At 37.7% G+C, this 23,142-nt stretch carries 26 protein-coding genes and 2 pseudogenes; 2 read left to right on the top strand and 26 right to left on the bottom strand.

Annotated elements, in window-relative coordinates:
* Positions 1-54 precede the first annotated feature (54 nt).
* From AC1D7X_RS21230 to AC1D7X_RS21165, 14 genes and pseudogenes are all read right to left on the bottom strand, one after another.
* Positions 55-2,133 carry a serine hydrolase domain-containing protein gene (locus tag AC1D7X_RS21230; protein WP_495476069.1) on the bottom strand — a complete coding sequence of 693 codons (2,079 nt, stop codon included), beginning with the start codon at positions 2,131-2,133 and terminating at the stop codon, positions 55-57.
* Between the two features lie 132 nt (positions 2,134-2,265).
* Entirely contained in the window at positions 2,266-2,595 is a 330-nt protein-coding gene (locus AC1D7X_RS21225) for a YobA family protein (RefSeq protein WP_495476068.1), read from the bottom strand.
* A 7-nt stretch (positions 2,596-2,602) separates the two neighbouring features.
* A pseudogene (locus AC1D7X_RS21220) lies at positions 2,603-3,029 on the bottom strand (VOC family protein).
* Positions 3,030-3,196: 167 nt separating this feature from the next.
* Positions 3,197-3,964 carry an SPL family radical SAM protein gene (locus AC1D7X_RS21215; RefSeq protein ID WP_495476067.1) on the bottom strand — a complete coding sequence of 256 codons (768 nt, stop codon included), beginning with the start codon at positions 3,962-3,964 and terminating at the stop codon, positions 3,197-3,199.
* Between the two features lie 193 nt (positions 3,965-4,157).
* Positions 4,158-4,706 (bottom strand): NUDIX domain-containing protein, encoded by a 549-nt coding sequence (locus AC1D7X_RS21210; RefSeq protein ID WP_495476066.1) that lies wholly within the window; start codon positions 4,704-4,706, stop codon positions 4,158-4,160.
* 65 nt (positions 4,707-4,771) lie between these two features.
* Positions 4,772-5,383 carry a hypothetical protein gene (locus AC1D7X_RS21205; RefSeq protein WP_495476065.1) on the bottom strand — a complete coding sequence of 204 codons (612 nt, stop codon included), beginning with the start codon at positions 5,381-5,383 and terminating at the stop codon, positions 4,772-4,774.
* A gap of 77 nt (positions 5,384-5,460) precedes the next feature.
* Positions 5,461-6,069 (bottom strand): GNAT family N-acetyltransferase, encoded by a 609-nt coding sequence (locus AC1D7X_RS21200; RefSeq protein WP_495458233.1) that lies wholly within the window; start codon positions 6,067-6,069, stop codon positions 5,461-5,463.
* 84 nt (positions 6,070-6,153) lie between these two features.
* Positions 6,154-6,645, bottom strand: coding sequence for a P-loop nucleotide/nucleoside kinase family protein (locus AC1D7X_RS21195; RefSeq protein WP_495458269.1), 492 nt, complete (start codon positions 6,643-6,645; stop codon positions 6,154-6,156).
* 111 nt (positions 6,646-6,756) lie between these two features.
* Positions 6,757-7,542 carry a phosphotransferase gene (locus tag AC1D7X_RS21190; protein WP_495476064.1) on the bottom strand — a complete coding sequence of 262 codons (786 nt, stop codon included), beginning with the start codon at positions 7,540-7,542 and terminating at the stop codon, positions 6,757-6,759.
* Between the two features lie 96 nt (positions 7,543-7,638).
* Positions 7,639-8,025, bottom strand: a complete 387-nt coding sequence (locus AC1D7X_RS21185) for a nuclear transport factor 2 family protein (protein WP_495458231.1) — start codon at positions 8,023-8,025, stop codon at positions 7,639-7,641.
* A 66-nt stretch (positions 8,026-8,091) separates the two neighbouring features.
* Positions 8,092-8,553 (bottom strand): hypothetical protein, encoded by a 462-nt coding sequence (locus AC1D7X_RS21180; RefSeq protein ID WP_495476063.1) that lies wholly within the window; start codon positions 8,551-8,553, stop codon positions 8,092-8,094.
* A gap of 94 nt (positions 8,554-8,647) precedes the next feature.
* Positions 8,648-9,676 (bottom strand): alpha/beta fold hydrolase, encoded by a 1,029-nt coding sequence (locus AC1D7X_RS21175; RefSeq protein ID WP_495458229.1) that lies wholly within the window; start codon positions 9,674-9,676, stop codon positions 8,648-8,650.
* Between the two features lie 78 nt (positions 9,677-9,754).
* The gene (locus tag AC1D7X_RS21170) at positions 9,755-10,417 is read right to left on the bottom strand and encodes a hypothetical protein (protein ID WP_495476062.1); all 663 of its coding nucleotides are present in this window, start codon (positions 10,415-10,417) and stop codon (positions 9,755-9,757) included.
* A 58-nt stretch (positions 10,418-10,475) separates the two neighbouring features.
* Positions 10,476-10,937: a GNAT family N-acetyltransferase gene (locus AC1D7X_RS21165; protein WP_495476061.1), complete on the bottom strand. Its 462-nt coding sequence runs from the start codon at positions 10,935-10,937 to the stop codon at positions 10,476-10,478.
* A gap of 168 nt (positions 10,938-11,105) precedes the next feature.
* On the opposite strand from AC1D7X_RS21165, the gene AC1D7X_RS21160 reads away from it, so the two are divergent.
* A complete protein-coding gene (locus tag AC1D7X_RS21160; RefSeq protein WP_495476060.1) occupies positions 11,106-11,354 on the top strand; it encodes a PepSY domain-containing protein in 249 nt (82 codons plus the stop codon).
* Between the two features lie 258 nt (positions 11,355-11,612).
* Here the strand turns inward: AC1D7X_RS21160 and AC1D7X_RS21155 are convergent, their stop codons facing one another.
* Complete coding sequence (locus AC1D7X_RS21155) at positions 11,613-11,945, bottom strand: DUF3024 domain-containing protein (RefSeq protein WP_495458225.1); 333 nt, start codon at positions 11,943-11,945, stop codon at positions 11,613-11,615.
* A gap of 348 nt (positions 11,946-12,293) precedes the next feature.
* On the opposite strand from AC1D7X_RS21155, the gene AC1D7X_RS21150 reads away from it, so the two are divergent.
* Positions 12,294-16,631: an endo-1,4-beta-xylanase gene (locus AC1D7X_RS21150; protein ID WP_495476059.1), complete on the top strand. Its 4,338-nt coding sequence runs from the start codon at positions 12,294-12,296 to the stop codon at positions 16,629-16,631.
* Between the two features lie 123 nt (positions 16,632-16,754).
* On the opposite strand, the gene AC1D7X_RS21145 is transcribed toward AC1D7X_RS21150, so the two are convergent.
* The 11 genes and pseudogenes from AC1D7X_RS21145 to AC1D7X_RS21095 form a co-directional block, all read right to left on the bottom strand.
* On the bottom strand, positions 16,755-16,940 hold the full coding sequence (locus tag AC1D7X_RS21145) for a hypothetical protein (RefSeq protein WP_495458223.1): 186 nt from the start codon (positions 16,938-16,940) through the stop codon (positions 16,755-16,757).
* 69 nt (positions 16,941-17,009) lie between these two features.
* A complete protein-coding gene (locus AC1D7X_RS21140; RefSeq protein WP_495458222.1) occupies positions 17,010-17,534 on the bottom strand; it encodes a GNAT family N-acetyltransferase in 525 nt (174 codons plus the stop codon).
* A gap of 35 nt (positions 17,535-17,569) precedes the next feature.
* Entirely contained in the window at positions 17,570-18,316 is a 747-nt protein-coding gene (locus AC1D7X_RS21135) for a metallophosphoesterase family protein (RefSeq protein WP_495476058.1), read from the bottom strand.
* A 53-nt stretch (positions 18,317-18,369) separates the two neighbouring features.
* Complete coding sequence (locus tag AC1D7X_RS21130) at positions 18,370-18,804, bottom strand: GNAT family N-acetyltransferase (RefSeq protein WP_495458220.1); 435 nt, start codon at positions 18,802-18,804, stop codon at positions 18,370-18,372.
* 41 nt (positions 18,805-18,845) lie between these two features.
* The gene (locus AC1D7X_RS21125; RefSeq protein WP_495476057.1) at positions 18,846-19,379 is read right to left on the bottom strand and encodes a GNAT family N-acetyltransferase; all 534 of its coding nucleotides are present in this window, start codon (positions 19,377-19,379) and stop codon (positions 18,846-18,848) included.
* A 141-nt stretch (positions 19,380-19,520) separates the two neighbouring features.
* Positions 19,521-19,892 (bottom strand): hypothetical protein, encoded by a 372-nt coding sequence (locus AC1D7X_RS21120; protein WP_495458218.1) that lies wholly within the window; start codon positions 19,890-19,892, stop codon positions 19,521-19,523.
* A 137-nt stretch (positions 19,893-20,029) separates the two neighbouring features.
* Positions 20,030-20,500 carry a GNAT family N-acetyltransferase gene (locus tag AC1D7X_RS21115; protein ID WP_495458217.1) on the bottom strand — a complete coding sequence of 157 codons (471 nt, stop codon included), beginning with the start codon at positions 20,498-20,500 and terminating at the stop codon, positions 20,030-20,032.
* A 132-nt stretch (positions 20,501-20,632) separates the two neighbouring features.
* Positions 20,633-21,155: pseudogene (locus tag AC1D7X_RS21110) on the bottom strand (GNAT family N-acetyltransferase).
* Between the two features lie 53 nt (positions 21,156-21,208).
* On the bottom strand, positions 21,209-21,748 hold the full coding sequence (locus AC1D7X_RS21105; protein WP_495458216.1) for a histidine phosphatase family protein: 540 nt from the start codon (positions 21,746-21,748) through the stop codon (positions 21,209-21,211).
* 94 nt (positions 21,749-21,842) lie between these two features.
* A complete protein-coding gene (locus AC1D7X_RS21100) occupies positions 21,843-22,622 on the bottom strand; it encodes an LD-carboxypeptidase (RefSeq protein ID WP_495476056.1) in 780 nt (259 codons plus the stop codon).
* A 6-nt stretch (positions 22,623-22,628) separates the two neighbouring features.
* A complete protein-coding gene (locus AC1D7X_RS21095) occupies positions 22,629-23,081 on the bottom strand; it encodes a hypothetical protein (RefSeq protein ID WP_495476055.1) in 453 nt (150 codons plus the stop codon).
* Positions 23,082-23,142: the final 61 nt, after the last annotated feature.

Here is a 23,142-nt window from a genome sequence, read left to right as displayed (position 1 = left end):
TGTCCGCTAACCGGACAGACCGTTCAAGCTTCGAATAGCCAGTCTCGCTTCGGATTACTCCATCAGTTTGGCAACGATCTGATTCATTGGATTCGTGAATAGAGCATACAGAATAGCTGCATTTTCTTGCTTGCTTAGCGCTTCTCTTGATTTGAAATCAACAGCACCCTTAGCATCAACCTTAATCTCCGGTCCGTATAGACCCAGGGCCACTGCTATTTTCACTGCCGGAATCGCCCATTTGTCCGTATTGCCGGCTAGCTTCACATCAGCGAACAGCTCATCTGGATATTGCGCGCTAAGCAGTCTCCATATCATCACCGCAGCTTCCTGGCGAGAGATTACTCGATCAGGCCTGAACTCTCCACCTGCCGTTCCCTGAACCATCCCGAGTTCCACTGCCATTTGTACAAAAGCAGCATCTGGATGACCCTGCAGATCCGGGAATGCCAGCTTCTCTGTCTTACTCCCTTTCAGCCCGCTACTCTCAAGCATCAACCGAACATACTCGGCACGTGTAATTCCTGATTCAGGCTGGAAGCTCAATGTTGCATCATTAGGAAGATAGCCCAGCGACTGCAACATCATAACCGGTGTCGCATAAGGATGTTTAGCAGTAACATCGGCATATCCAACGCCAACTGCTCCCTTTTGCTCGTAGCTATAAGGGTTGAGATACGGTTCTTTAAGATAGGTTCCTTGTCCATCCGCACCTATTTCAAAGCCAGTGAATTTATTGGTCAGCTCATCAACGAACAGATTATCGTCCACCTGCTGTAGTTGGCGGCTTCCCAGGAAAGCATCGTTTATATTAAGCGCACCCTCATTTACGGTGACGGTAGAGACCAGGCTCTTAAGACGAAGATCCGCATAGTAACCAGTGAATGCGTTCAATGCTTCAGCACTCAGTGGCTGAAAAGCATCAAGTTTTGCAGGATCCGCATATTGTGGGAAGAATTCTTGAATAAATGCGGGGTAGAACAACTCCCGAAGCACACTTTGCTGATTATAACCAATGAAGACCCCGGTGTTCTGCTCCGGAATTAGGAACATATAAGTGCTGAAGGCAATTAAGTCGCCTGCCTTGGTAATAATTTTGGAGCTACTGCCCGCGCCAGGAAGTTGAATCGGCGCCTCGAAGCCATATGTCGTATTTGGTAGCAACGGGTGGATCGAGGAGCGATATTCTTCCATGGCCTTTACTGAACCTTTAGTCAGAATACGGTTGTTACCCGCAACTCCTCCGTCTAAGAAAGCAATCATGAACTTGCCGATATCATCGGCAGTGGACAACATGCCCCCATGAGGCATTACTGTTGGTGTTACCGTAAACAGGTCAAGTGCCTTACCTGAGGCATCATAGCCTGTAGCGAGATCTTCTTTCAGCTCACCTTCCAGCAGGAAGCCGCTTTTATCCATATTCAGCGGTGCAAATACATGCTTCTCCATATAATCCTCATAGGCTTCACCACTGACCTTCTCGACCACTAGACCAAGCAGTAACGAAGCAAAGTTGTCGTACATGTAAGTAGTACCCGGTTTGCGGACCACCGGTGGCATATTCTCTTTCACATAATCCTCAATCGATACCTTTTTATCGAAATCATCATGGATATCTTCAGACTGGGGATCCTGAATCCGGAACCCTGTTGTGTGGGTCAGTAACTGTTCCACCGTAACTGGAGTACCGAAGGGATTATCGAAATTCAGCGATCCTGTGTAAGTCTGGAAATCCGCTTTCAAGTCGATCTTGCCCTGCTCCACCAACTGCATAGCCGCAGCAGCGGTAAAGGTTTTGGATACTGATGCCATCCGGAAGACGGTCTCGTCGGGGTCCACAACTGTTTTATCATCCTTGTTTGCATAACCGAAGCCTTTTTCGATCACAGTCTTGCCATCCTTGACCACAATGACAGCTGCACCAGCAAGTTGTGCCTTCACTTCTTCCGAACTGAAGAATTGCTTGAGAAATGTTTCTGCATTCTCTGGGGTCAGCGGCTTCGCTTGCGTAGGTGTTGCCACGGGAGCAACTGCTGCTTGCACCGTAGAGGCCATCATACATAGAATCAGGGCGCTTGCAAGAACAGTTCTTGTCCAAAAGGTCGATCTCGTACGGAATATTGACAAAATCATTCACTTCACTCCATTTCAATAAGATATAAGGATAATTGGTATTACGATACTATGATGGATAAAGATTCAAAATCATTTATTTATGTGTCATTCCTACAACACTCGCGCCCACATTTGAAATACCCCCATATGTTATTCCTTGATTATCTTTATTTCTTTGGCTTCAGCTTGTGAGGGGTTTGATGTGTCGATTCCACCCTTAATTTTATAATGTATTTTTTGACCTTGTTTCATATTTCTTGTATTGGTGCTTAACCATATTGCTTCTCCGACATATTCATCCATAATATCCTTCCAAGTCTTGTTCATATATTTCTTCTCAACCACTAAAATACGTTTTTCTGCTACTTCTAAAATATATCCTTCACCTTCATTTGAAGACCTGTTGTTTGCAGACCATTCTTCGGAACCACAACCAGCGAGTAATATCATCATCATAGTTAAGATAATAATTCTCTTCATTATTAGGTCACTCCCCTTCGAGCTCCCACTGTGGGTTCCAAACTATCTCCCACAAATGTCCATCTGGATCTTGGAAATATCCCGAATATCCTCCCCAGAATGTGTCATGTGCTGGTACTGTTATCGTAGCGCCAGCTCTTTTTGCCTGATCCATAATCAATTCAACTTCATTTTTATTACCTACATTATGACCGATCGTAAATTCTGTAGGGCTTTGATCAGTTAATTTAAGATGGCGTATCGTGTGCAATGTCTTTTCGGTTCCAAATCGCAAGTCTTAAACCTGGTTGTAAGTCAAAAAAGGCAACAGCTCCATGCTCGAATTCCTTGCCAACTATACCTTCCGTGTTGAATCCTAATCCTTCTTGATAAAATTTCAGAGATTTGTCTAAATCATCTACTCCTAATGTTATAACTGTAATCCTTGGTCTCATAAGAATACCTCCATCTCATTTTGCATTGTTTTTCTCAAATATGTGTTGAATGTGTCAGATGACTCTGCTTCAGAAGAAACACCTCAGACCAAAGTGTAATTTGTCTTGGACGGAGGTGTTAAAACGTTGTTGTATGTAGTAGACTTCTTCTTCCGATTTATAAGCTTTTACTCAAAAACAAACTTCACCCGTTGATCTCCATTCCACCTCTCTTTTATCTGATCATAGTAAACATCGATATTATTATGAATTATATCTTTATAAGTGCTAGCTAATTGGGGATAGTTACTAGCAATAAATCGTCCTAGAGTAGGCCTAGTATTTTTTCCTAATCTGACCTTATCTAAAAATACGGGTATGTCCTGATCTAGTGCATGAATCATTAAATCTACGTCTGTTATACCGGGTAAAATCGGAGTAATAAAAGCCAAAACCTTAATTCCCATGCTATGCAACTGATTTGCTGTTTGTATATTGCTCATGATCGTATAATCATCAATCTTCTTCAACTGGTGCAAGTTAGATAATCCTAAAAGTAGAGTGAATTTGTTTCCCATAGATTTAACCACATCGATATCTCTAAATATTAGTTTTGACCCGGCTTTAGTTGTTACCATACACTTCACGTTTAACTTACTTAATTCGATTAGACATTTCCTAGTTAATTGATATTTTCGTTCAATTTCCATATAAGGACCACACTTACTTCCCAAATATACGATATCTTCTTTGTTCCAGTGAATTAATTCTTCAGATAAAATATCTGAAATATTGAGTTTAACTTTTAAGTCGTTATTCCAATTTTCATCTTCTAGCTGGAAACAATAGGGGCAACCGATCGTACATCCATCATAAGGGTCAATAATTGGTAACGTTCCACCATCAGGGGGATATTCATATGTCATTGCACGACTAACACGTATTTCTTTAAGCATGTGTACCATCTCCATTCGTACATTTATAAGGTGATGGTACATGAATCCCAGAAAAAAATATAGACTTATAATATCCTCTCTGTTACCATATTGAATTAGGTCTTGAAAAAAATATTCATACAAACTCTGCGATCTTAATGTTCTCAGCGTTCGTATGAATATTTTTTTGATTACTCTGTTAATCAGCTTTAATTTACATCTCAATTATTTCGTTTTTCCTATGTATTTCATAGTTGTACCATGATGTACTCTCGTCTATATTATGATTCATGATGATTTCATACAGTAGCTTATGCACTTCACCATATCTCATATTCTCTGGAAACGTTTCTACTAACTTCACTTCCTCAATTTCATATCCTTCTGGTAAATCTCCCAACACAACTATCTCAGAGTAATACAATTGCCCATATCTTATCATTCCGTCCAATACCATTGAGTAGTTTGTAATGGGTGTTATCCGAAATACTCGTGCCCCAGACTCTTCATATAATTCTCGTGCCGCTGTATACCGTAGAACTTCATTCTTGTCCCGATGCCCCCCCTGTACTTCCCACGTCGTCTTACATCCTTGCCTACTAATAATCCAATGATCTAAATATCTAGAAAATATTACAGCAAAGCTTATATGCTCATCAGCAATGCTATCTAATCCATGATTTCTTATTCCATTTTCCCTATAATCAACTCCTGAATTGCTTCTTTGAAAGATGTTCTGGAGATCAAAAACCGATTGGTCCACAGCACGAGTTTGCTGATGCCCTTACTCTTTTAAAATCACATCAATTATCCTGGACTATTGAAATACTATAAATCTCTTGAATAATGGACAAGGAAATATGATTTTAGTAATCGTGTATCTGAGTGTTTTTCATGCACTAATTCCATTATTTCTTTCCAATATATTTTAATTTCTTTATAATCTGCACTTATTAATTCTTGTTCATTAGTATTATTTTTAATAATTTCTAAAATTTCTTCTAGTTCTATACATGCCTGCTTCAACACTGTGTAATCTTTTTCTGTTTTAATAATATCGTTCAAATTAATTTGAATGCTCTTATAAAATTGTGAAATTTCACCTACCGAGTCATATTCATTTTTATCTCCTATAGTAAGATTCCAGTGGTTAGCCGCAATTGATGCTGTCTCTGCAGCAACCCTCATATCAGACACTATTTCATTAAGCCAATCCCTTACGTCTTCTTCATTTATAGTACCATTTCTTATTTTTTCATTTACTAAAAGTATCGAGTCATAAGATTGAAAAATTCCGTATAAATAGAATCTATTAACTAATTGAGAGTATGAAGTTGTTTCTGCTTGCTTCATCGTCGTATATTTAGTGAAAGTAATGATATTTGTTATTAGTAATGTTAATAAGACTAGAATACTTATCATTTTATATATTTTTGTCAATTACTACTCACCTTCTTATTGGTATCGTATGACTAGTGCAGAATTGAAGCCCTCACATGTATTATTACTAAGCTCCCTTATACCTTTGGTAAAAAATCATCTAGATAATTACTATTTAGATCATTCGATAATAACTCCATATATAATTCGTCATAATAGTGACCATTTACGAAGTAACACTTACTCCTTCTCCCAAACAATTGAAAGCCAGCTTTTTCATAACATTTTCTAGCAGAGTGGTTGAAATCAAATAATCTTAGCATGATATTATTCAAGTTCATGACCTTAAATCCATATTCAGTAAGCAATTGAATTGCTTCTGTTCCATATCCCTTATTTCTATTACTATGATCGCCCAGGAATACACCTAGTTCCGCTGTACGATGAATGTGATTGATTGAGAATAGGGAGCAATTCCCGAGTAACTCTTCAGTTTCCTTTGAAATAATAGCGTAGTTATTACCTTCCCGGGCCATGTCTTCAAGAAAAGTCTTTTCTCGAGATAAGCTATATGCTTCCGTTGCTGTGGAACCAATCCTTATTGACATGGATAAATCGTTAATCCATTTTGTATATACTTCTGCATCATCGGGGTCTATTGGCGATAAATAAAGGTTAGGTCCTTCAATTTTCCTATAATACTTCAAAAATAAATCCCTCTCTATCCTTTTAAATTGTTGAAACATATTACTGCAAACTCACTAAGTGTCGTGGATTCACGACAGAAACCCGCCTTTCACATACTATCAAAAGGTGGGTTTCTGTGTTGGTTAATATTCTTCTATAATAATTTCTCCTTCATCCGAAGGTACTTCAAATCCATTGATAAATGATGATAATATTTCTTCTGTTATTGTAAATGCAGCATTAGCGTCGAATCGCTGACTTCGAATGCGAAGTCGTTCACGCAAATCATTAGGATGAACTTTTAAATAGATCAGTTTCCACTGTCCTCCACCATCTTCGATGAGGGTTTTATATTCATTTCGTCTCTTCCGTTGCCAGAAACTAAAATCAATAACCACATTGCGCTTTTCATTCAAAAGATTTACAAGTTCACTACGCAGCTTCGACTCAGCTTCAACTTTAAGTTGCTCATACATTTCAATGGGATAATCGATTCCGTAACGCCCATGTGTCGCCCATATTTCTTCATCAATGGAGAGACGTACAAAGTCCATCTGCTGCTCTAATCGTTGAGCAAATGTTGTTTTTCCTGATCCAGCTACACCACACATCATGACTACTAATGGAATGTTCATATCTGTTTGGTAGATAAGATCATTTACATTTAGATTTTCAAGCACCCAAATCCCCCATTCTTCCTGAGTTATGTTAATAACTAAATAGTCTCTACAGGATACCGACCGACATTATTTTGTTAATCTTGTATGTAATTCATCTTTAACCTCTTGCCTATATTCCCCTTGCATCTCATCAATTCGTGCTGCTAAAGTTGGTATCATCCATCGTTCAAGGAATCCATCATTCATATCAGCAAGCTTAACATATTCACTTAAATATTCTCTGTTAAAAAACTCTCGATACTCTCTATGAATTAACCAATTTGGTACATTAGGTGGTAGCGAATGTGATTGAATCATCATTGATGTTCTTGTAACATCAGCCTCTGGGTTACCTACTAATAGATACATCCAATCAATTATAATTGGACCCTTAGGTGAAATAATAATGTTATCTGGATGAAAATCATAATGACATATCGTATTACCATCAGGTAATGATTTTAACACATCTATAATAATGTGCTTATCATCATTGGATATCTCTTGTGAATGATTAACTTTATTGGTTATTTCCGATTTATGATTTGGAATTAACTTGTTCTCTACATTATGAATCTCATATTGAAGATTTGCCATCAACTTAGCATTGTAAGATATACTCTCTTGTGTTGGTTCGATATGCCATAACATCGTAGGGCCATCAATTCTCTCTTGAACGATCCCCATCTTTCCTTCATATTCGATTAGTCCAGAATACAGAGGTGAACTCAACTCTAAGTTATTAATTAATTCTGCATTTTTCGCCTCATTCATTGCCCAATGTTGATCATAAAATATTTTTATAACCTCAGTATCTCCCCATCGATATACTCTTGCAGTGTTACCAATACCAATTAATTCTCCTATTTTCATGGTTCGGTTCGATCCTCTCTTTGAGTAATATGACGTTGCAAATGGACTATTTGTTGGTGTGTTTGTTTGTGAAGCTCCATGCAATTTCATTGATTCCTATGGTCTATATGGATAGAATTTTGTTCGCTTCATTTCGTATTCATTTAGTTCAATGATTAACGACTCTTTAAAATAGACTATACTTGCACCATCCCATACATATTCTGTAGCATCATAAATACACTTGAATGTCCATTCTACAAATGCGACATTACGTCTTTCATCAAATCCTATTTCTTTGATTGTCCAGTAATCAACCTTATTGTCACTTTGATTCCAGTGCGTAAACCAGTTTACCAATTCCTCTTTTCCTTCCATGACCGCACCAGTACATTCCCTAATAATGAATGCATCATGTACAACATTAGAAAACATTCCAATGTCTTTCTTAATCCATGATTCAAAATAATCATTAACAATTGATGTTGCTTGATTTCGATTCAATATACCCTCTCCCCTTCATTTCTCTCTTGGTCGACTAGGAAGCGCTATCAACGATACGTAAATGCTTCACTCTTTTGGAAGTTGTAAGTCTAATTTTTCAATTGTTTTTAAATAATTATTGTCACTAACGACCTTGTATATTGTGTGACCTGATTCCTTAAATATGACAATATAATTCTTATCTTCCATTACTTCCAATGCAATGAGGCTAGTACCATTCTTGTTATTTTCGAGATAAATTATTATAGCGTACTCAGTAATAGAAGATAGTTTGTTTACTTTTTTCAATTCAACAGCTAATACATCATCTAAAATTTTTTCTATCATTTCCTTATCTGTAATAGATATTATTGCCTTGTCTGTAAATCTCTCTATAGAGATTTTTACGATATCATCTTTGCTTACTTCCTCAAAAATTTCTTTTTGAATTGAAGTTAATTTTTGATTATTTAGTAAATATACAATTCCAATAATCACTATTACGAAAGCAAGAATAAATGTTATTGTTTTTTTTGAAATTTCCACCATATCCCTTCTAAGTTTATCTTATAACTGTTTAAGGACCAAAGGTCCGGGTGCCCTACCACTTAGCTGTTTGGGTCGGTTCGTTTTTATGACTCACTTAGAATAGCTCATTCAACCACTCTACGAATCGTTCTTTTTCCTCGAACTGCGGATAATGAGCCGACTCTTCAAATACAACAAAGTCTTTCACGGGAGCCTCTATTACATCAAAATAATCTCGTGCTGCATTAACAGATGTCATATAATCATATTTTCCCATAACAAAATAAGTAGGAATATCCAGGTGGTCAACAATGTCAGGTAAATGGTTTGCTAATACTTCTCTCAGTAAGATGTCTTGTGATTCTAGAACCCCTTTATAAAAACGAATCACATCCAGCCCATTATATTCAGGATTTAGAAGAAATCCTAAATTATAATCCCTGTTTTCGTTGATGAGTCTAGCTTTACCACCATATTTTTGAAGTAGAATTCTAGGTGTAAGTCCCTCACCCTGCTCAATCGAGTCTCGAAGAAGCTCTAAGCTTTTTACGTCTTCTAAATTACCAGCTTGGTTTGCCTGTTCCATCGTATATTCCAAGCTTTCCGACTCACTCTGAACCATATCTGCCATTTGTCCAATTCCTATATAAGCATTAAATTTATCAGGTGCCTTAGCAGCAGCTTTCATCCCTATATATGTACCAAATGAATGACCAATCAACACAACCTTATCTTGGCCTAGTTCCTCAGTAACATAATCCGTTAATGCCAACAAATCATCTACTAGCAAATCTGTTGTCAAATTCGAATAATTCTCAAAGAAGTGATGTGATTTCCCGCTCCCACGCTGATCATAATGTACAACAGTAAAATGTTGCTCAAGCTCCTGTTGATACTTCCTCACGTAAGGAATCTCAGAGCAACCAGGCCCACCGTGCACGAAGATAAGGATTGGATTCTTCCGATTAGTTCCCCTCATCATGACCTCATGACCTTCACCGTTGATCTCAACCTGTCCTAACATACTGATACTGTTCTGACCTTTAATTTCAGGTGTCCAAGTGGGAAATACCAAAGCTAGTATGACTATTAAAATGATAATAAGCATGGTGTGTTTAAATATTTTAACTAATTTTCTACGCATGACAAGGCTCCTTAAAAGAATAGTTCAACTCTATTTCTATGGACACATTGGACACATAAGAAAAATAAGAATGCCCTGTTAGGCATTAAAGTTTTGTCCTAATCTCTGTATGTATATCTCTTGGATCATATTTGCTGTTTCCTGAACAAAGTCATCCACTCCTGATTCCGTCATGTAAATAGGTTCATAATCTTTAGGAACTTTAGTATTGCAGTAAAAATAAGTTATGTTTTGGATTTGCTGAAAGGTTTGTCCTGCTGGAAGGAAAGGCAAGTATTCCTGATAATGCTGAATATTTTGAAAAACAGTCCAAAAAATATGATTTGGATGTTCCATTAAATATTTAAAATCCAACCAGTACCAATCTCTCTTAACCATTTGACTGTATTCGGGGGTATCTATTATGGCTTGATGTACTTTCTCCATTTTCTTTACTTTGGTCAACTTGATCCATTCTACATCTGTCATAAGATGAACATAATATCCTAAATAATAAGATCCTTTTGGAGTAGTAATATCTAGATTATTTAATCTATACTGTTGGAAGAACAACTCCGCTTGAATTTCACGTCCGTCCATAAAGTGTGTAACACGTTTTGGAGGAGTAAACTTTCCATCTTCGTTGACTAACCCACAATCCGGGCCAATATTACCAACTAGAAAATCCAATTCAGATACCGGGAGACCCCTCTTTATCAATTCTTCTGCAATTCTAAAATGAGTAACCCATGTGGCCATCATTCACTTTCCCTTCCATGTAAGCCATTGAATTTAAAAGATATGAAAAATGAAATCCCTCTTAATGACTTATTTGATATTCATATATTCTTGTTTCATCACCATGTACTGAATATCCTTTACCTATATGATTCCAGTTGTTTTTCTCATAATAATTGCTTAAATCTGTACATAAATAAAGCCTTCCGTATCCTTTCAGTCCTACTTGGGTTATTGCATGATTCTGAAGTTGTGTGCCTATGTTCTTCCCCCTATAATCTGGTTCAATATAGAGGCAAGCAAACCAAGGGAAAAGATCTTGTCGACTATTCAAATCGCTCCTCAATAGCGCATATGACCCTATAATCTTATTGTCTTCCATTGCTATATAAAATCTAGGTAGATCACTCTGTGTCTCTGATGATCGTTCAATACAATCTTGATAGAATTTAACATTCGAATCTGAGCCCCATTGATTCCAAAAGTAATCTATCGCGTCCTGTAGTAACTCTGACTTTTCCCTAATATCGAAAATTTGGACCATGTTCATTCTCCTAATCCAATCTTATTTTCTCTATACGTTGTTATCCGCATTTACTAAATTCAAAAATACATGGATTATATCCAAACTAACTGAATGAGAACGCACCAATAATTTGCCTAATACATATGGATAAATGAGCTGATTTTTTTTATAAGGAGGATGTTCTCAATGTATGGGAATACTTATTACAATAACCCAACCCCTATGAATAGACAAAAGATTACAATGCAACAAGCACAAGAAATAGCCCTACAACATGTACCTGGAAGAGTTATGCATGTAGATATGGATTTAGAAAATGGTGTTTTAGTTTATGAAGTTTTCATTATGACATCACAAGGCAAGATTTTTGAAGTAGAGTTGCTTGCGAAAAATGGTAAGATTTTAAAAATTGAACAAGAAAATGATGATGATTAGATATTCCTCATCATGATTAAAGCCATACATTACTGAACTAACGAGACGTCCGTTCTCCTCAGATAGCTCTTATCTCAGGGGAATGGATCCATCTGTTAGGGGTGTATGGTTCGGACCAAGTTATCTTGAATTGCTTGCATAATCGGTTAAAATGATCAATCCCAATAATATTCTTTGTTCTTTCCTTATCTTATGTATTAAAGAGATATATTCAATTTGTTCTTCTTCTCGAAATGATGTACTTATTTACACCTCTACTTACCCCCAGAACATTCCTAAATCATCGTTATCAACGGTTTTCAATTGTTTTTCAAAGTCCTCCTCCGGTGTAATATCTTCAACAAAATGCCATTTACTCTTGCTATCTCTCCAATACACTTTCCATTTGCTTTGTTCTAATCGAAATTGAGCAACCGGTAATTGTACCCATTGCTCACTCTTAAATCCTATTCTTTCTTCAATTAGAGTAACACTATCAGCTCTGAACTTATAATTAAGTTTCACTTGGTTTCTAATGTGTTTTGGCACTTTCTTTTCAATGTAATCTGACATTATCTTATTAATTCTCTTTTTAGTGAATTCATCTAGCATAAGTACACCTCGATAGTTTTAACGTATTTTTTATTTTCATTTTAACATAGTGCAATGCTTTCTGATAACGTTTGGCACTCCTGAATTTCGATCTTTAATTTTAGATGAATCTTATATTATCCTGCTATCAGCTTCCCCAGCGGATTTGTCTTCTTGTCGAGGGCGTTTTGCAATACACCCATCCATTTTCTCCTTATATTTACAGATATATATTTTTTAGAGTATAATCTATGATTTTTCTAGTAAAAGGTTACGTGTAAAACGATATGATTAGTAAAGGAAGGAGGGTTGGTTGGCACTCGAATTTTTGTGAAAGCGCTTTAAATATTCGAAGGAGGTTTAAGAATAATGAAGCTAAAGTGGCAAAAGGTAGTTGCGGTGTTGCTTGCAATTCTGCTGCTCGTTCCCGCAGGATGGGTTGCACCCGTGGCGGCGGATACGTCGACTACGGTTTATCATGAAACCTTTAAAAATCCGACAAATGTACCCAAACAGTCTGGGGGTCCCACCGTTGAACATGTCAATAAATTGTTTGATGGAAATGAGGACGACGGAGCTCTCCACCTCACCAACAGGAAAGAAACTTGGGATGGTCTTGACTTTGATTTTGCCGATATTCGTTTGCAGAATGGAATTACATACAAAATTACTATAAAAGGTTATGTGGATAGTGACGTAGTTGTTCCCCAGGGTGCCGTTGCTTCCCTTCAACCGATGAACGCATCAACCAATGCATACGGTGACTGGATTACGAGTTCAGCATTAACAGCTGGCCAAACGTTCACACTATCCGCAGATTATACTGCAAATGCAACTACTTATGCTACTTTGCGCATTGGATCTAATGAAGCAGGAGCAGAGGTTCCCTTCTACATTGGAGATGTCCTGATTACGACTGAGGAGGACTCTACTCCTCCCCCCACATCTGGTGAATTCGAACCGATTCAGGTCGCTACCTATAATTTTGATGAAGGTACAACACAAGGATGGGGTAATCGTGGGGCTGGTGTAGCAACTCCATCAACCGAAGCCTTCCGCTCAGGCACACACAGCCTTAAAGTAACCGACCGCACAGATAATTGGCATGGAACGGAAATTTCAATGACAGACCTGCTTCTAAAGGACGCCGAATATCAAATTACAGGCCACGCCAAACTGGTTGCAGATCAACCGACAAGCAGCACCAAGCTCACCATGATCGTTCAAAATGGAGATACACCTGATTATAAGGAAGTAACACCGCTAACTGAAGTAACGGATCAAGAGTGGGTAGAATTAAAGTCTATTCAGAATTTCAAAGTGGAGGATTTCACCTCGCTTACACTCTATGCTGAAAACGACGATGCTACCGCTCAATTTTACCTAGACGATATTACGATCACAATGGTGGTTCCGCCAATCGACTTGCTGCATGATTTTGAAGATGGAGAGCTTGGGGATTGGGTGCGCAGAAGCGGTGAGGGCAATATTGCAGTAACTTCAGTTGATAATCATACTGAAGACGGCGAATACAGTCTAGAAACGACTGGAAGCGCACAATATGACGGCGCATTATTAAGTGTAGCTGGTAAGCTGCAGAAAGGTCATCAATACAGATTGTCGGCTTGGGTCAAGATGGCTGAGGGCCAAGCAGATACAGAACTTAGGATAAGCGTTCAAAATGGAAGCAGTTATTCCAACGTGTCTCCGAATGGCACGGTTACCGATGATAACTGGGTTCTGTTAACCGGATTATATACACAATCTACAACCCCAGACGATGTGTTGAACGCATATGTTGAAATTGCGGAGGACTATAAGGAGCCGAGAACCTTCCTTCTCGATGATTTCAGGTTAACGTATAACCAAGTTGTAGCAGGCCCTAATCCGGATGACTCACTGACTTCCATCCATGAGGTGTATAAGGATTACTTCCCTATTGGTAATATCATGAATCCGGGAGATTTTAATGATGAAGAAAAGCTGGATTTTCTAAAGAAACATTATGTACTCATGAGCGCAGAGAATAACATGAAACCAGATTACACTTATAATGGCAGAGATTTTAATTTTACGAATATGGACGAACTTGTAAAAAATGCACTGGATAATGATTTCCTGGTTCATGGACACGTGTTAGTATGGCACTCGCAATCCCCAGAATGGTTGCATACAAATAATGGTCAACCTTTACCTAGGAATGAAGCACTAACAAACCTAAAGAACCATATTCGGACGGTTGTCGAACATTATGGTGAAGATGTGATCTCTTGGGATGTTGTCAATGAAGCAGTAGAAGATTCGTTATTGAATAACCCGACCGAATGGCGAACAACGCTTCGGAATTCCGGCTGGCTTCGTGCAATTGGACCGGATTTCATCTATGAATCGTTTAAGGCAGCTAGAGAAGCCATCGACGACAATGGATGGGATATTGATCTCTATTACAACGATTACAATGATGACAATCAAGCAAAAGCAACAGCCATCGCCAGCATGGTTAAAGAACTTAACGACAAATACTTCATTGAGACTGGCAAGAAGCTGATCGATGGCATTGGCATGCAATCCCACTATAACTTGAATACTAATCCGGATAATGTGAGAGCGTCTATCGAGCGATTCAGAGATATCGGTGTAAAAGTCGGTGTAACAGAACTCGATGTTACGGCCGGAAGCAACGGTGCTCAGACTGAAGAACAAATGAAAGCACAAGCCTATTTGTATGCAGAGTTGTTCCAAATATATAAAAATTATAAAGAGACTATCACGCGAGTTACTTTCTGGGGTGTTGATGACGGCACGAGCTGGAGAAATGAGAACAGCCCCCTCATATTCGATAGTCGATACCAAGCCAAACCAGCTTATTACGCAGTAATTGATCCGGACAAATATATCGAAGAGAACCCTCCCGTGGAGAAAGACATCCTCCAATCCACCGCTGTTTACGGTAAGCCTGTCATGGATGGGACGGAAGATGACGTGTGGAGTAAGGCGCCAGTACTACCGCTCAATCGTTATCAATCGGCACATAATGGCGCAACAGGAGTAGCTAAAGCACTCTGGGATGAAGATAACCTATATGTCCTGATCGAAACGAATGATACCGAACTGGATGACACAGCTAGTGCAGCGCACGAACAGGATTCTGTCGAAGTCTTCTTAGACGAGAATAACGCCAAATCAACATCTTACCAAGCTGATGATGCCCAGTACAGAGTCAACTTTAAGAACATTGCAACATTTAACCCTGGAAGTGCTGAAGAAGGATTCAAATCCTTCACCGTTACAGGAGATACCTATTATAGGGTCGAACTGAAGATTCCATTCAAGACGATTGATCCAGTCAACAATACAAAGATCGGGTTTGATGCACAAGTCAATGATGCTAGCGACGGTGCTCGCCAAAGCGCAGCGATCTGGAACGACCTGACTGGAGCAGGATGGCAGGATCCCTCCGTATTCGGTATTCTTACACTTACCGGAAAACCTGATAGTTCATCTCCATCAGATCCTTCACCTTACGTCCCTGTCCCTGCCCCTACTGCTCCTGCTCCTGACAACAAGCCTATATTGACAGTGAAGGACGGGCAATCGAAAGTTAAAGTGACTGCTGACTACCTGAATCAAGAATTTGAAAAAGCATTAATAGGACCAAACGGCAAGAAGCAAATTGTCATCGAGGTCAAAGCGCAAGAAGGCAATGTCTCCAGTGCTGTCGAATTCCCAGCATCAAGCCTGAACCGCAATGAAGCATTTGTATTAACGCTGAAGACGCCGCAAGGCACAATTGACATACCGAGCAATATGTTTTCAACCCTTGCTGGGATGGACGGGAAGAATATCACGATCAGTATCGCTTCGGCCAATGTGGATGAGCTAGACACCGCAGTCCGCGAGCAAATCGGCAATCGCCCGGTGATTCAATTGAACGTCCTTGTTGACGGCAATATGATTACCTGGAACAATCCGAATGCTCCGGTTACGATAGCTATACCGTACGCACCTACTACCACAGAACGGGCAAATCCGGATCAAATCCTGATCTGGTATATCGACGGAGACGGTCATGCATATGCGGTACCTAATTCGCGTTATGATGCGGCTAACGGCGTAGTCCGTTTCCACACGACACACTTCAGCAAATATGCCGTTGCCTATGTACTTAAGTCATTCAATGATCTTGGCAACGTTCCTTGGGCGAAGCATGCTATTGAAGTGATGGCATCCCGTGATGTGATCAAGGGCGTAGGTAACAGCTCGTATAAACCATCCGAAACCATCAAAAAAACTGACTTCATCACAATGCTTGTACACGCATTGGAGCTCCAAAGCACCGGAGAAGCGGGACTGATGTTCAGCGATGTGAAAGCGACAGACTATTTCTACAACGAAGTGAGAATCGCCAAAGAACTGGGCATTGCCACCGGAACAGGCAACAATCAATTTAATCCTCATGGCAGTATTACCCGTCAGGAAGCGATGGTTTTTGCGGCTAAGGCCATGGCGGCAGCAGGCATTGAATTGGCCAAGGGCTCACTGGATGCGTATTCGGACGCAGATCAAGTTGCCGATTATGCGAAAGAAAGCGTATCAGCACTTATCCAAGCCAGTATTGTAAATGGCATAAATGACAAGATCACGCCGAAAGAATCACTCACTCGTGCGCAGGCAGCCGTTATCCTCTATCGGATATGGAATTACTAACATGATCTTAAAGAAGCACTCTCGAGGAGAGTGCTTCTTTTTTCGCGTTATGATGGTTATTCCTGGGTAGACAGAGTTTATACAGAAAGACATGCTAAGATAGTTATGCAACAGGAATTAAGTTCAGTTTTTTTTATCATCAATTAACATCTCTTTCTCAAGTTCTTCTTCAATCTCCTGATCCGTCATATTGAATTCATCTTTCTCCTCAATTCCTAACTTTGCTTTTATGATCTGTAAATCGGAATGAATTTCTTTTGTTCTATTGTGTGTACTTAGAATTAATCCAAAGGTTATAGAAATCAGCACCAAAATTCCATAGGGTCCGAAAAATATAGTTAATATAGTGGCAGCTACTATGGCGATAAGTGTACATCTTTATTCAACCTTTATCCAAAATCGATTCACAACATTCCCATCTTGTTCAACAAAATCCTTATCCTGCACTCCGCCATTCTTTAGAATAGTTTTCTTCGATGCAAGATTGTGATCATCACAAGCAACAAGAGCATCTTTAATTCCCAGCTCTTTACTCTTTTCCAATGCTAATGATAATAGCTTAGTTGCATAACCCTTTTGCCTTTCAGATGGGCGAATACCATATCCAATATGTCCACCACAATGAAAGAGTTTTTCAGTCAAAACATGTCTTATATTAACTGCTCCTACTACTTTTCGGTGATCAATGACTAACCAGAATGTACTACTTGGTACCCTTCCCTCAGGTATATACTTTTCATCCTCATTCTTAAAAAGAAAATCGAGCATCTCTTCGAATTCAGTAGGATCCTTTTTAATTACCCAGGGGACCATCGCTTCATTTGAGTCTTTCCAGTCTTTAAAAAATTCTGTATATTCTTCTTTCAATTCAATTGTTGGAATGATTAATGAGATATTGGGCATATATGAATGACCTCCTTGAATCATGGAATGGATATTTACACTTTGATTGCTCTCCCAGTCTTTATAGCCACAGCATAATCTTGTCGTCCGTTAGCTTCAGCAATTGAACTAGCTTTTTCCCAATCATAGTGAATCATTACATGTTCAAAACTCCATTTTCTTGACGCAGTTTTGTAGGCAATAACATAATCTGCATAAGGTGAATTTGACTCCATCACATGTGGATATGGCAATTCATCATCATAGGCAGGCAAACCCACACTACCCGCATTTATAATGAACTTACCATTCGGTAAATAAGTAGTTCTAAATACGTGACTGAGTCCACAAAAGATAACATTCTGCGGAACTTTCTCAAGTTCTATTGAGAGATGCACGAGACTTTTATATCTAACACCATCTTCATTTAATTCTTCTAACAAATACTGGTTATTTAAAAATTGGGTTCCATGACAAAACAAAAGTTCTTCAAACACCCATGTTTTTTTAAACGAACTAATCCAGTTCTTGATCTCATTATTTAGTATTGGTTTTAAAATTTTATAAGTAGCCGAGTTACTTTCCTCTTTCAGAAGAATTTCATCACAATTCCCCATAATATTTATTATATTTTTGTTGTCCATTAATTGTTTTGCGGTACCTAATGGATCAATCGGACCGAACAAACTATCTCCTAAATTCACAACGAATTGAATGTCCCGTGCCGAAATATCCTTTAGCACAGCTTCTAATGCGATACTATTACTATGAATATCTGAAATAATTGCGATTGATTCATGCATGAGTATCCTCCTAACTGATTTTTAACCTCCTTGAATTATTTGCTATTGTCTGATTAATACACCAGTTTATAAACAACTTCCCCATCGATTACTCGTCCATCTGCTTCAAAGCCTAATTTCTCATATAATTGTTTCGCCCACACATTCTCTGGTTCAAAGCTTATGTATATGACCCTATGTTGTATATCTTCTTTAATTCTTTCAATGAGTTTCTCCATAGCTAACTTGCCATAACCTTTTGACTGATGTTTAGTGTCTATCATTAATCGATAGATCCAATATTCATGATCCTCTTCATCAATACAATACATCGTAAATCCTGTTAGAACATCATCGTTATAAATTGCCAAGCAAACACACTCTGGAAATGCCTTAGCCTGTGCGAGCGAAAACAAATTACTTGCTACAAACTCACTTTGTTCGTCAGCTACTTTCAGCTTAATGACCTCAAAAAAATTATTTCGATCTATTTCCTTAAATGCGATCATAAATGCTCCCCCACTCAAAATCTAGAAATGATAACAAAAGCTTATAGTGAAAACTCTAATTGAAAATCCCTTGGGTCGTTTTCGTATAATTTCATATTTATTTCTATCGCCTCTTTACAACCCAATGCACAATAAAATGCAATTGTCTCTTCGGCAGAACCTGCACAAATATATATTTTATCTGCTTGCCACTCTTTCGCTATTTTTGCCATCATCAAAAACAACTCTTTTCCTATTCCTTTATTTCTATGTTCTAACGTGATAAATAATTGATCTAATACAACATAATTATACTTTTCACCAAAGAACTCTCGGTTTATTGTTGCAAAACCTATTAACTTGTTATTGCTATCAAAAGCACCTACCGCTTCACCACCATTTAAGATCGTTTCTTTCAGACTATTAAAATGGTGTTCGTAACCATTAGCCCAATCAGGATCTTGATAATTAATTTCGACTAACTGGCGTGTTTTGTTAACTTCTCTCCAAGCTTTTTTAATATACTGTGATGGATTCATATCATTTATTAGTTCACAATCTTCTACCGCCAATTCCCTATACTTCACAATTAGCATAACTTCTCTCCCCAATTCTCATAGAATAAAAGGTCATTTAAATAAGTTTAACAACGCTGGTGAGGAATTAATAGGTAGAATACTTCTTTAGTTGAACTATCCGCTTAACTTTAATGATTTTCTAAAACTATGCCGTGATCACTATGTCGTACTTTTGAAAAGATCGTCAATGGCCTGAACAGCTAATTCCAAAGCTTGTATTCTTCGTTCTAAAAGTGTTCTTTGCGGACTACCTGCCTTTAACTTTGCATAAGCGTTTTTAATTGATGGGAATAAACCAGTAAGAGTAATACGAGCTCCTACTAAATCTTCTTGGGTATAATTATGAGGTTCGTGATTCCAAACGTTCTCTAACATGGCTAAGCCAATGTAAAAAGCTTTAAGCCGTTTCTTTATTAAAGTAGTACTTGCGCCTTTTTGAACCATCTGAGCTAAACTATTTTCGGATTTGCTAATTGTCGATTGAAAGGATGTTATAGCTTCCAATTTAACTACATCTGATATGCTTTCCATGTTAGTAGTGCCGTCCTCTCTTTAATATCGTTTAGAATCGATTCAATTTATATAATGGATATCCTCCACGCAACCTTGTAGTTTCTTTTGTTTCTGGGAATGGGTTCTTCATATTTATCCCCCCCATTTTTTCAAGCTTAGAAGATAATTTCATAATCTATATGTTCAACATTTTGATTTCCCCTTGTCTTACATATGGTAAATCCAACACTTTCATACATCCGCTGAGCGGGGATTAGATCATCATTCGTAGTTACTATTATTTTTTCCACATCATTGTGTGTGATTCTATGAATTGCTTCTCGAAGCTGTAATTTACCATATCCATTTCCTTTGTATTTCGAAACAATGCAATTATCACCGATCTCCGCATACTCAGGCATATTTCTTGGGTCCCATGCAACAAATCCAATCGCTTCACCGTTTAGTGTTGTTACAAAGCAGTATTTGTCTGCGATTTGTAAATTGTCGAAGAAGAAATCGTCATTCTCTTGCCATTTAGATTTGCATGCTTGTTCATATTTACAGTCAAAGGAATACGAATCTTTCAATAATTCAATAAATATCCCGCGATTGAATTCGCTCACTTTTTTAAATTCAATACTCATTTACTAAGAATCCCCCTGTTCTTGGAAATTGATAACTATCAACAATCTTATGTAAAAGTCCGCCATGTGTAATTACGCTGTTATGCGCTGCCTTTGCCTTGTTAGAAAATCCATTTAACAATTATTAATTCTTTATAACTTTTTATACCAAAATATTGCTTTTTCGTGTGCTGTTGGAAATTTCGAATATAACATACTGTCAACGGCACCAATCATGAAGTTATTCTTGGCATAAAAACGACAGGCAAATAGATTAACATCCTGCGTCTCAAGCATTAGACCGATTAAATCATTTTGTTTTGCCCACTCTAAAGCCCTATTTACTAAGGCAGTCCCTATCCCTTTATTTCTTCTCCCTTTAGCAACTGAAATTTCCTCGATAAAAGCAAACCCGTTCCAATGTTCACGAAGTCTTATCTGACCGGTACATTCACCTTTTTCATAATACAAGTAAACAGCTTTATTTCTTATCATCAATATAACTGTTATCAATGCTCTCCATGTCATATTGTTTAATATATTGTTCATCAAATATCTCTTCTTGATATGACCATATTCCATCTTCATACTTGGGGATAATTCTTCCGCTAACAGTAAAATCATCATTGGGTTTGTTATAATCATGTTTATTTGATTGAGTCATTTTTCTTATCATTTGAACAACTTCCTTTATATCATGTTATAGATCAAATGTTTCCTCTTCCTGAGTCACCTCCAAATCCGCTCTATGGTTGATTTATTATTATGTATTTCTATTTTATATATATCTGGGTTAGATAGGGATTTCCAATCTTCAAACCCAAATTCCTTATTATATTGTTTTATGATTAAAGACATCAGAGCTCCATGAGTCACGATCACAATGGTATCTTCAGGTCTTGCAACCATTTCTTGAATCACTTTCATTCCTCTATTTAGCGCTTCATTGGAAGACTCTCCACCCTCAAACTTCAAATCATAATCTGTATAAGTTCTTTCAAGAAGTTCCATCCAATGCTCTAAATGTGATGTACTCAGAATCCGTTCTTGTAATCGAACTTCAATATTTATTTTCAGTTTAATTGACATACTTAATGGTTGAATAGTGTTAATTGTTCTAATGAAAGGGCTTGAAATGATATATTCAATATTCTTATTCTGAAAAAAGTCAGCCAAATTCTCAGCTTGTTGCTTTCCTTCATCTGTTAGAACTGCTTGAGCATCTTGCCCAACAGCTTTACAATGTCTCACAAGATATATTCGCTTCATGGATCCTCCTAGATAAATAATCTTTCAGGGTATTCCACCTACGGAGTCGTATTCATGATGTCACTTCCCCTTAGATAGCTCAAATCTTATATACCTACTCAGTTATTCTTATCTCTACTGATTTATTGTATGCTTTAATTGATACTTGCCCTCCAATGGGAGATGTAATTAATGGGGATGTATGACCAAAATCTACATCTGCAATTACTGGGATCTTATCTAATTCTTTCTTTGATTTAATTATCTTTCTAAGGAGTTCTTTAGTCATATTTGCCGATTTCTGAAATCTTCCTATTACTATTCCTTTAACTCCTTGAAACATAGCTTGATGAATAATAGATTGCAAATCTCTATCAAAAGGTTCAGGAGGTGCTTCTTCTCCATCATTAATCACATAAGGTCCATCATTTTTAATGAAAGAACGGTTGTTTTGATCTAAAAACCATAAATCATCACTCCATTGTTTAGAAGGAATAATATTAATCGGCTCTTCCCACATCATCATTATTTTAAAATATTCTATTGTAAACTCATTACCATTAAGCATACCGAAGGTAGAGAAGTGAGGACCTGAATAGGTGATTAATCCTGTCTTTGTATAGATCACATTACTTAACGCAGTTATATCAGAATAACCACAAAATCTTTTTGGATTAGACTTAATTATTGGATAGTCGATATATCTTAATAATTGATTGCAGTTATAGCCACCTAGAGTAGATAATATCCCTTTGACGTTTGAATCTAAAAACGCATCATGTAGGTAGGTGCTTTCAATAATTCCACTCCCTTTATTAGATTTTGTCAGTCTATCACATAACGTTTGACATTCCTGACTTTCAATTGGCTTAAGAACCGCAGTTTCGAGATACAAATCAAGTCATTTCGTAATTCCGTACCTTTGCTCTTCGCCCATCCACTGACTGACTTCTCGCCAACTCACCTTCCTCGCTGCAATCCAGTTCACTTCATAATTCTTTTTTTCTTCTGGACTCCAGTTCTGATCATCTGCCCAGTAATACACTCCATCCTTAAAGAGGAATGTTCCCCCATAGATAATGGAATCATAATTTTCATTGCTCGGTTCTATACTTAATTTAATTACTTCTTCAAATAACACTTCTATTGCTGAGGGATTTTCCCACTGTCTTTGGAATAATACTCTTATTCGATGATCTAATTTGTCACTAACGCTCATAGACAGATTGGAATCCACATAATGGTCAGTCCACATATACAGTTCTTTTAAACACGCATCATGAAACCCTCCAAAGTCATTCATTAATCTATCTATGTCTTCTTGTGTGTTTATAGATTTCCATTCTTCTATCATATTTAGCCTCATTTTTATTATTAATTTTGGTGGGATCAAGTGGTTTAATGACAATTTAGCT

Source organism: Paenibacillus sp. Y568 (genome assembly GCF_059445545.1).
Note: the sequence above shows the minus strand (reverse complement) of the source record. Positions and strands in the feature narration are given on the sequence as shown.

Coding starts and splice junctions, on each gene's coding strand:
- AC1D7X_RS21130 (WP_495458220.1), bottom strand. CDS start 18,804: ATGATCGCATTTAAGGAAATAGATCGAAATAATTTTTTTGAGGTCATT.
- AC1D7X_RS21180 (WP_495476063.1), bottom strand. CDS start 8,553: ATGGTGGAAATTTCAAAAAAAACAATAACATTTATTCTTGCTTTCGTA.
- AC1D7X_RS21165 (WP_495476061.1), bottom strand. CDS start 10,937: ATGGTCCAAATTTTCGATATTAGGGAAAAGTCAGAGTTACTACAGGAC.
- AC1D7X_RS21230 (WP_495476069.1), bottom strand. CDS start 2,133: ATGATTTTGTCAATATTCCGTACGAGATCGACCTTTTGGACAAGAACT.
- AC1D7X_RS21160 (WP_495476060.1), top strand. CDS start 11,106: ATGTATGGGAATACTTATTACAATAACCCAACCCCTATGAATAGACAA.
- AC1D7X_RS21125 (WP_495476057.1), bottom strand. CDS start 19,379: ATGCTAATTGTGAAGTATAGGGAATTGGCGGTAGAAGATTGTGAACTA.
- AC1D7X_RS21140 (WP_495458222.1), bottom strand. CDS start 17,534: ATGCCCAATATCTCATTAATCATTCCAACAATTGAATTGAAAGAAGAA.
- AC1D7X_RS21115 (WP_495458217.1), bottom strand. CDS start 20,500: ATGAGTATTGAATTTAAAAAAGTGAGCGAATTCAATCGCGGGATATTT.
- AC1D7X_RS21225 (WP_495476068.1), bottom strand. CDS start 2,595: ATGAAGAGAATTATTATCTTAACTATGATGATGATATTACTCGCTGGT.
- AC1D7X_RS21175 (WP_495458229.1), bottom strand. CDS start 9,676: ATGCGTAGAAAATTAGTTAAAATATTTAAACACACCATGCTTATTATC.
- AC1D7X_RS21190 (WP_495476064.1), bottom strand. CDS start 7,542: ATGAAAATAGGAGAATTAATTGGTATTGGTAACACTGCAAGAGTATAT.
- AC1D7X_RS21195 (WP_495458269.1), bottom strand. CDS start 6,645: ATGAACATTCCATTAGTAGTCATGATGTGTGGTGTAGCTGGATCAGGA.
- AC1D7X_RS21200 (WP_495458233.1), bottom strand. CDS start 6,069: ATGTTTCAACAATTTAAAAGGATAGAGAGGGATTTATTTTTGAAGTAT.
- AC1D7X_RS21170 (WP_495476062.1), bottom strand. CDS start 10,417: ATGATGGCCACATGGGTTACTCATTTTAGAATTGCAGAAGAATTGATA.
- AC1D7X_RS21105 (WP_495458216.1), bottom strand. CDS start 21,748: ATGAAGCGAATATATCTTGTGAGACATTGTAAAGCTGTTGGGCAAGAT.
- AC1D7X_RS21135 (WP_495476058.1), bottom strand. CDS start 18,316: ATGCATGAATCAATCGCAATTATTTCAGATATTCATAGTAATAGTATC.
- AC1D7X_RS21215 (WP_495476067.1), bottom strand. CDS start 3,964: ATGCTTAAAGAAATACGTGTTAGTCGTGCAATGACATATGAATATCCC.
- AC1D7X_RS21155 (WP_495458225.1), bottom strand. CDS start 11,945: ATGCTAGATGAATTCACTAAAAAGAGAATTAATAAGATAATGTCAGAT.
- AC1D7X_RS21150 (WP_495476059.1), top strand. CDS start 12,294: ATGAAGCTAAAGTGGCAAAAGGTAGTTGCGGTGTTGCTTGCAATTCTG.
- AC1D7X_RS21095 (WP_495476055.1), bottom strand. CDS start 23,081: ATGATAGAAGAATGGAAATCTATAAACACACAAGAAGACATAGATAGA.
- AC1D7X_RS21120 (WP_495458218.1), bottom strand. CDS start 19,892: ATGGAAAGCATATCAGATGTAGTTAAATTGGAAGCTATAACATCCTTT.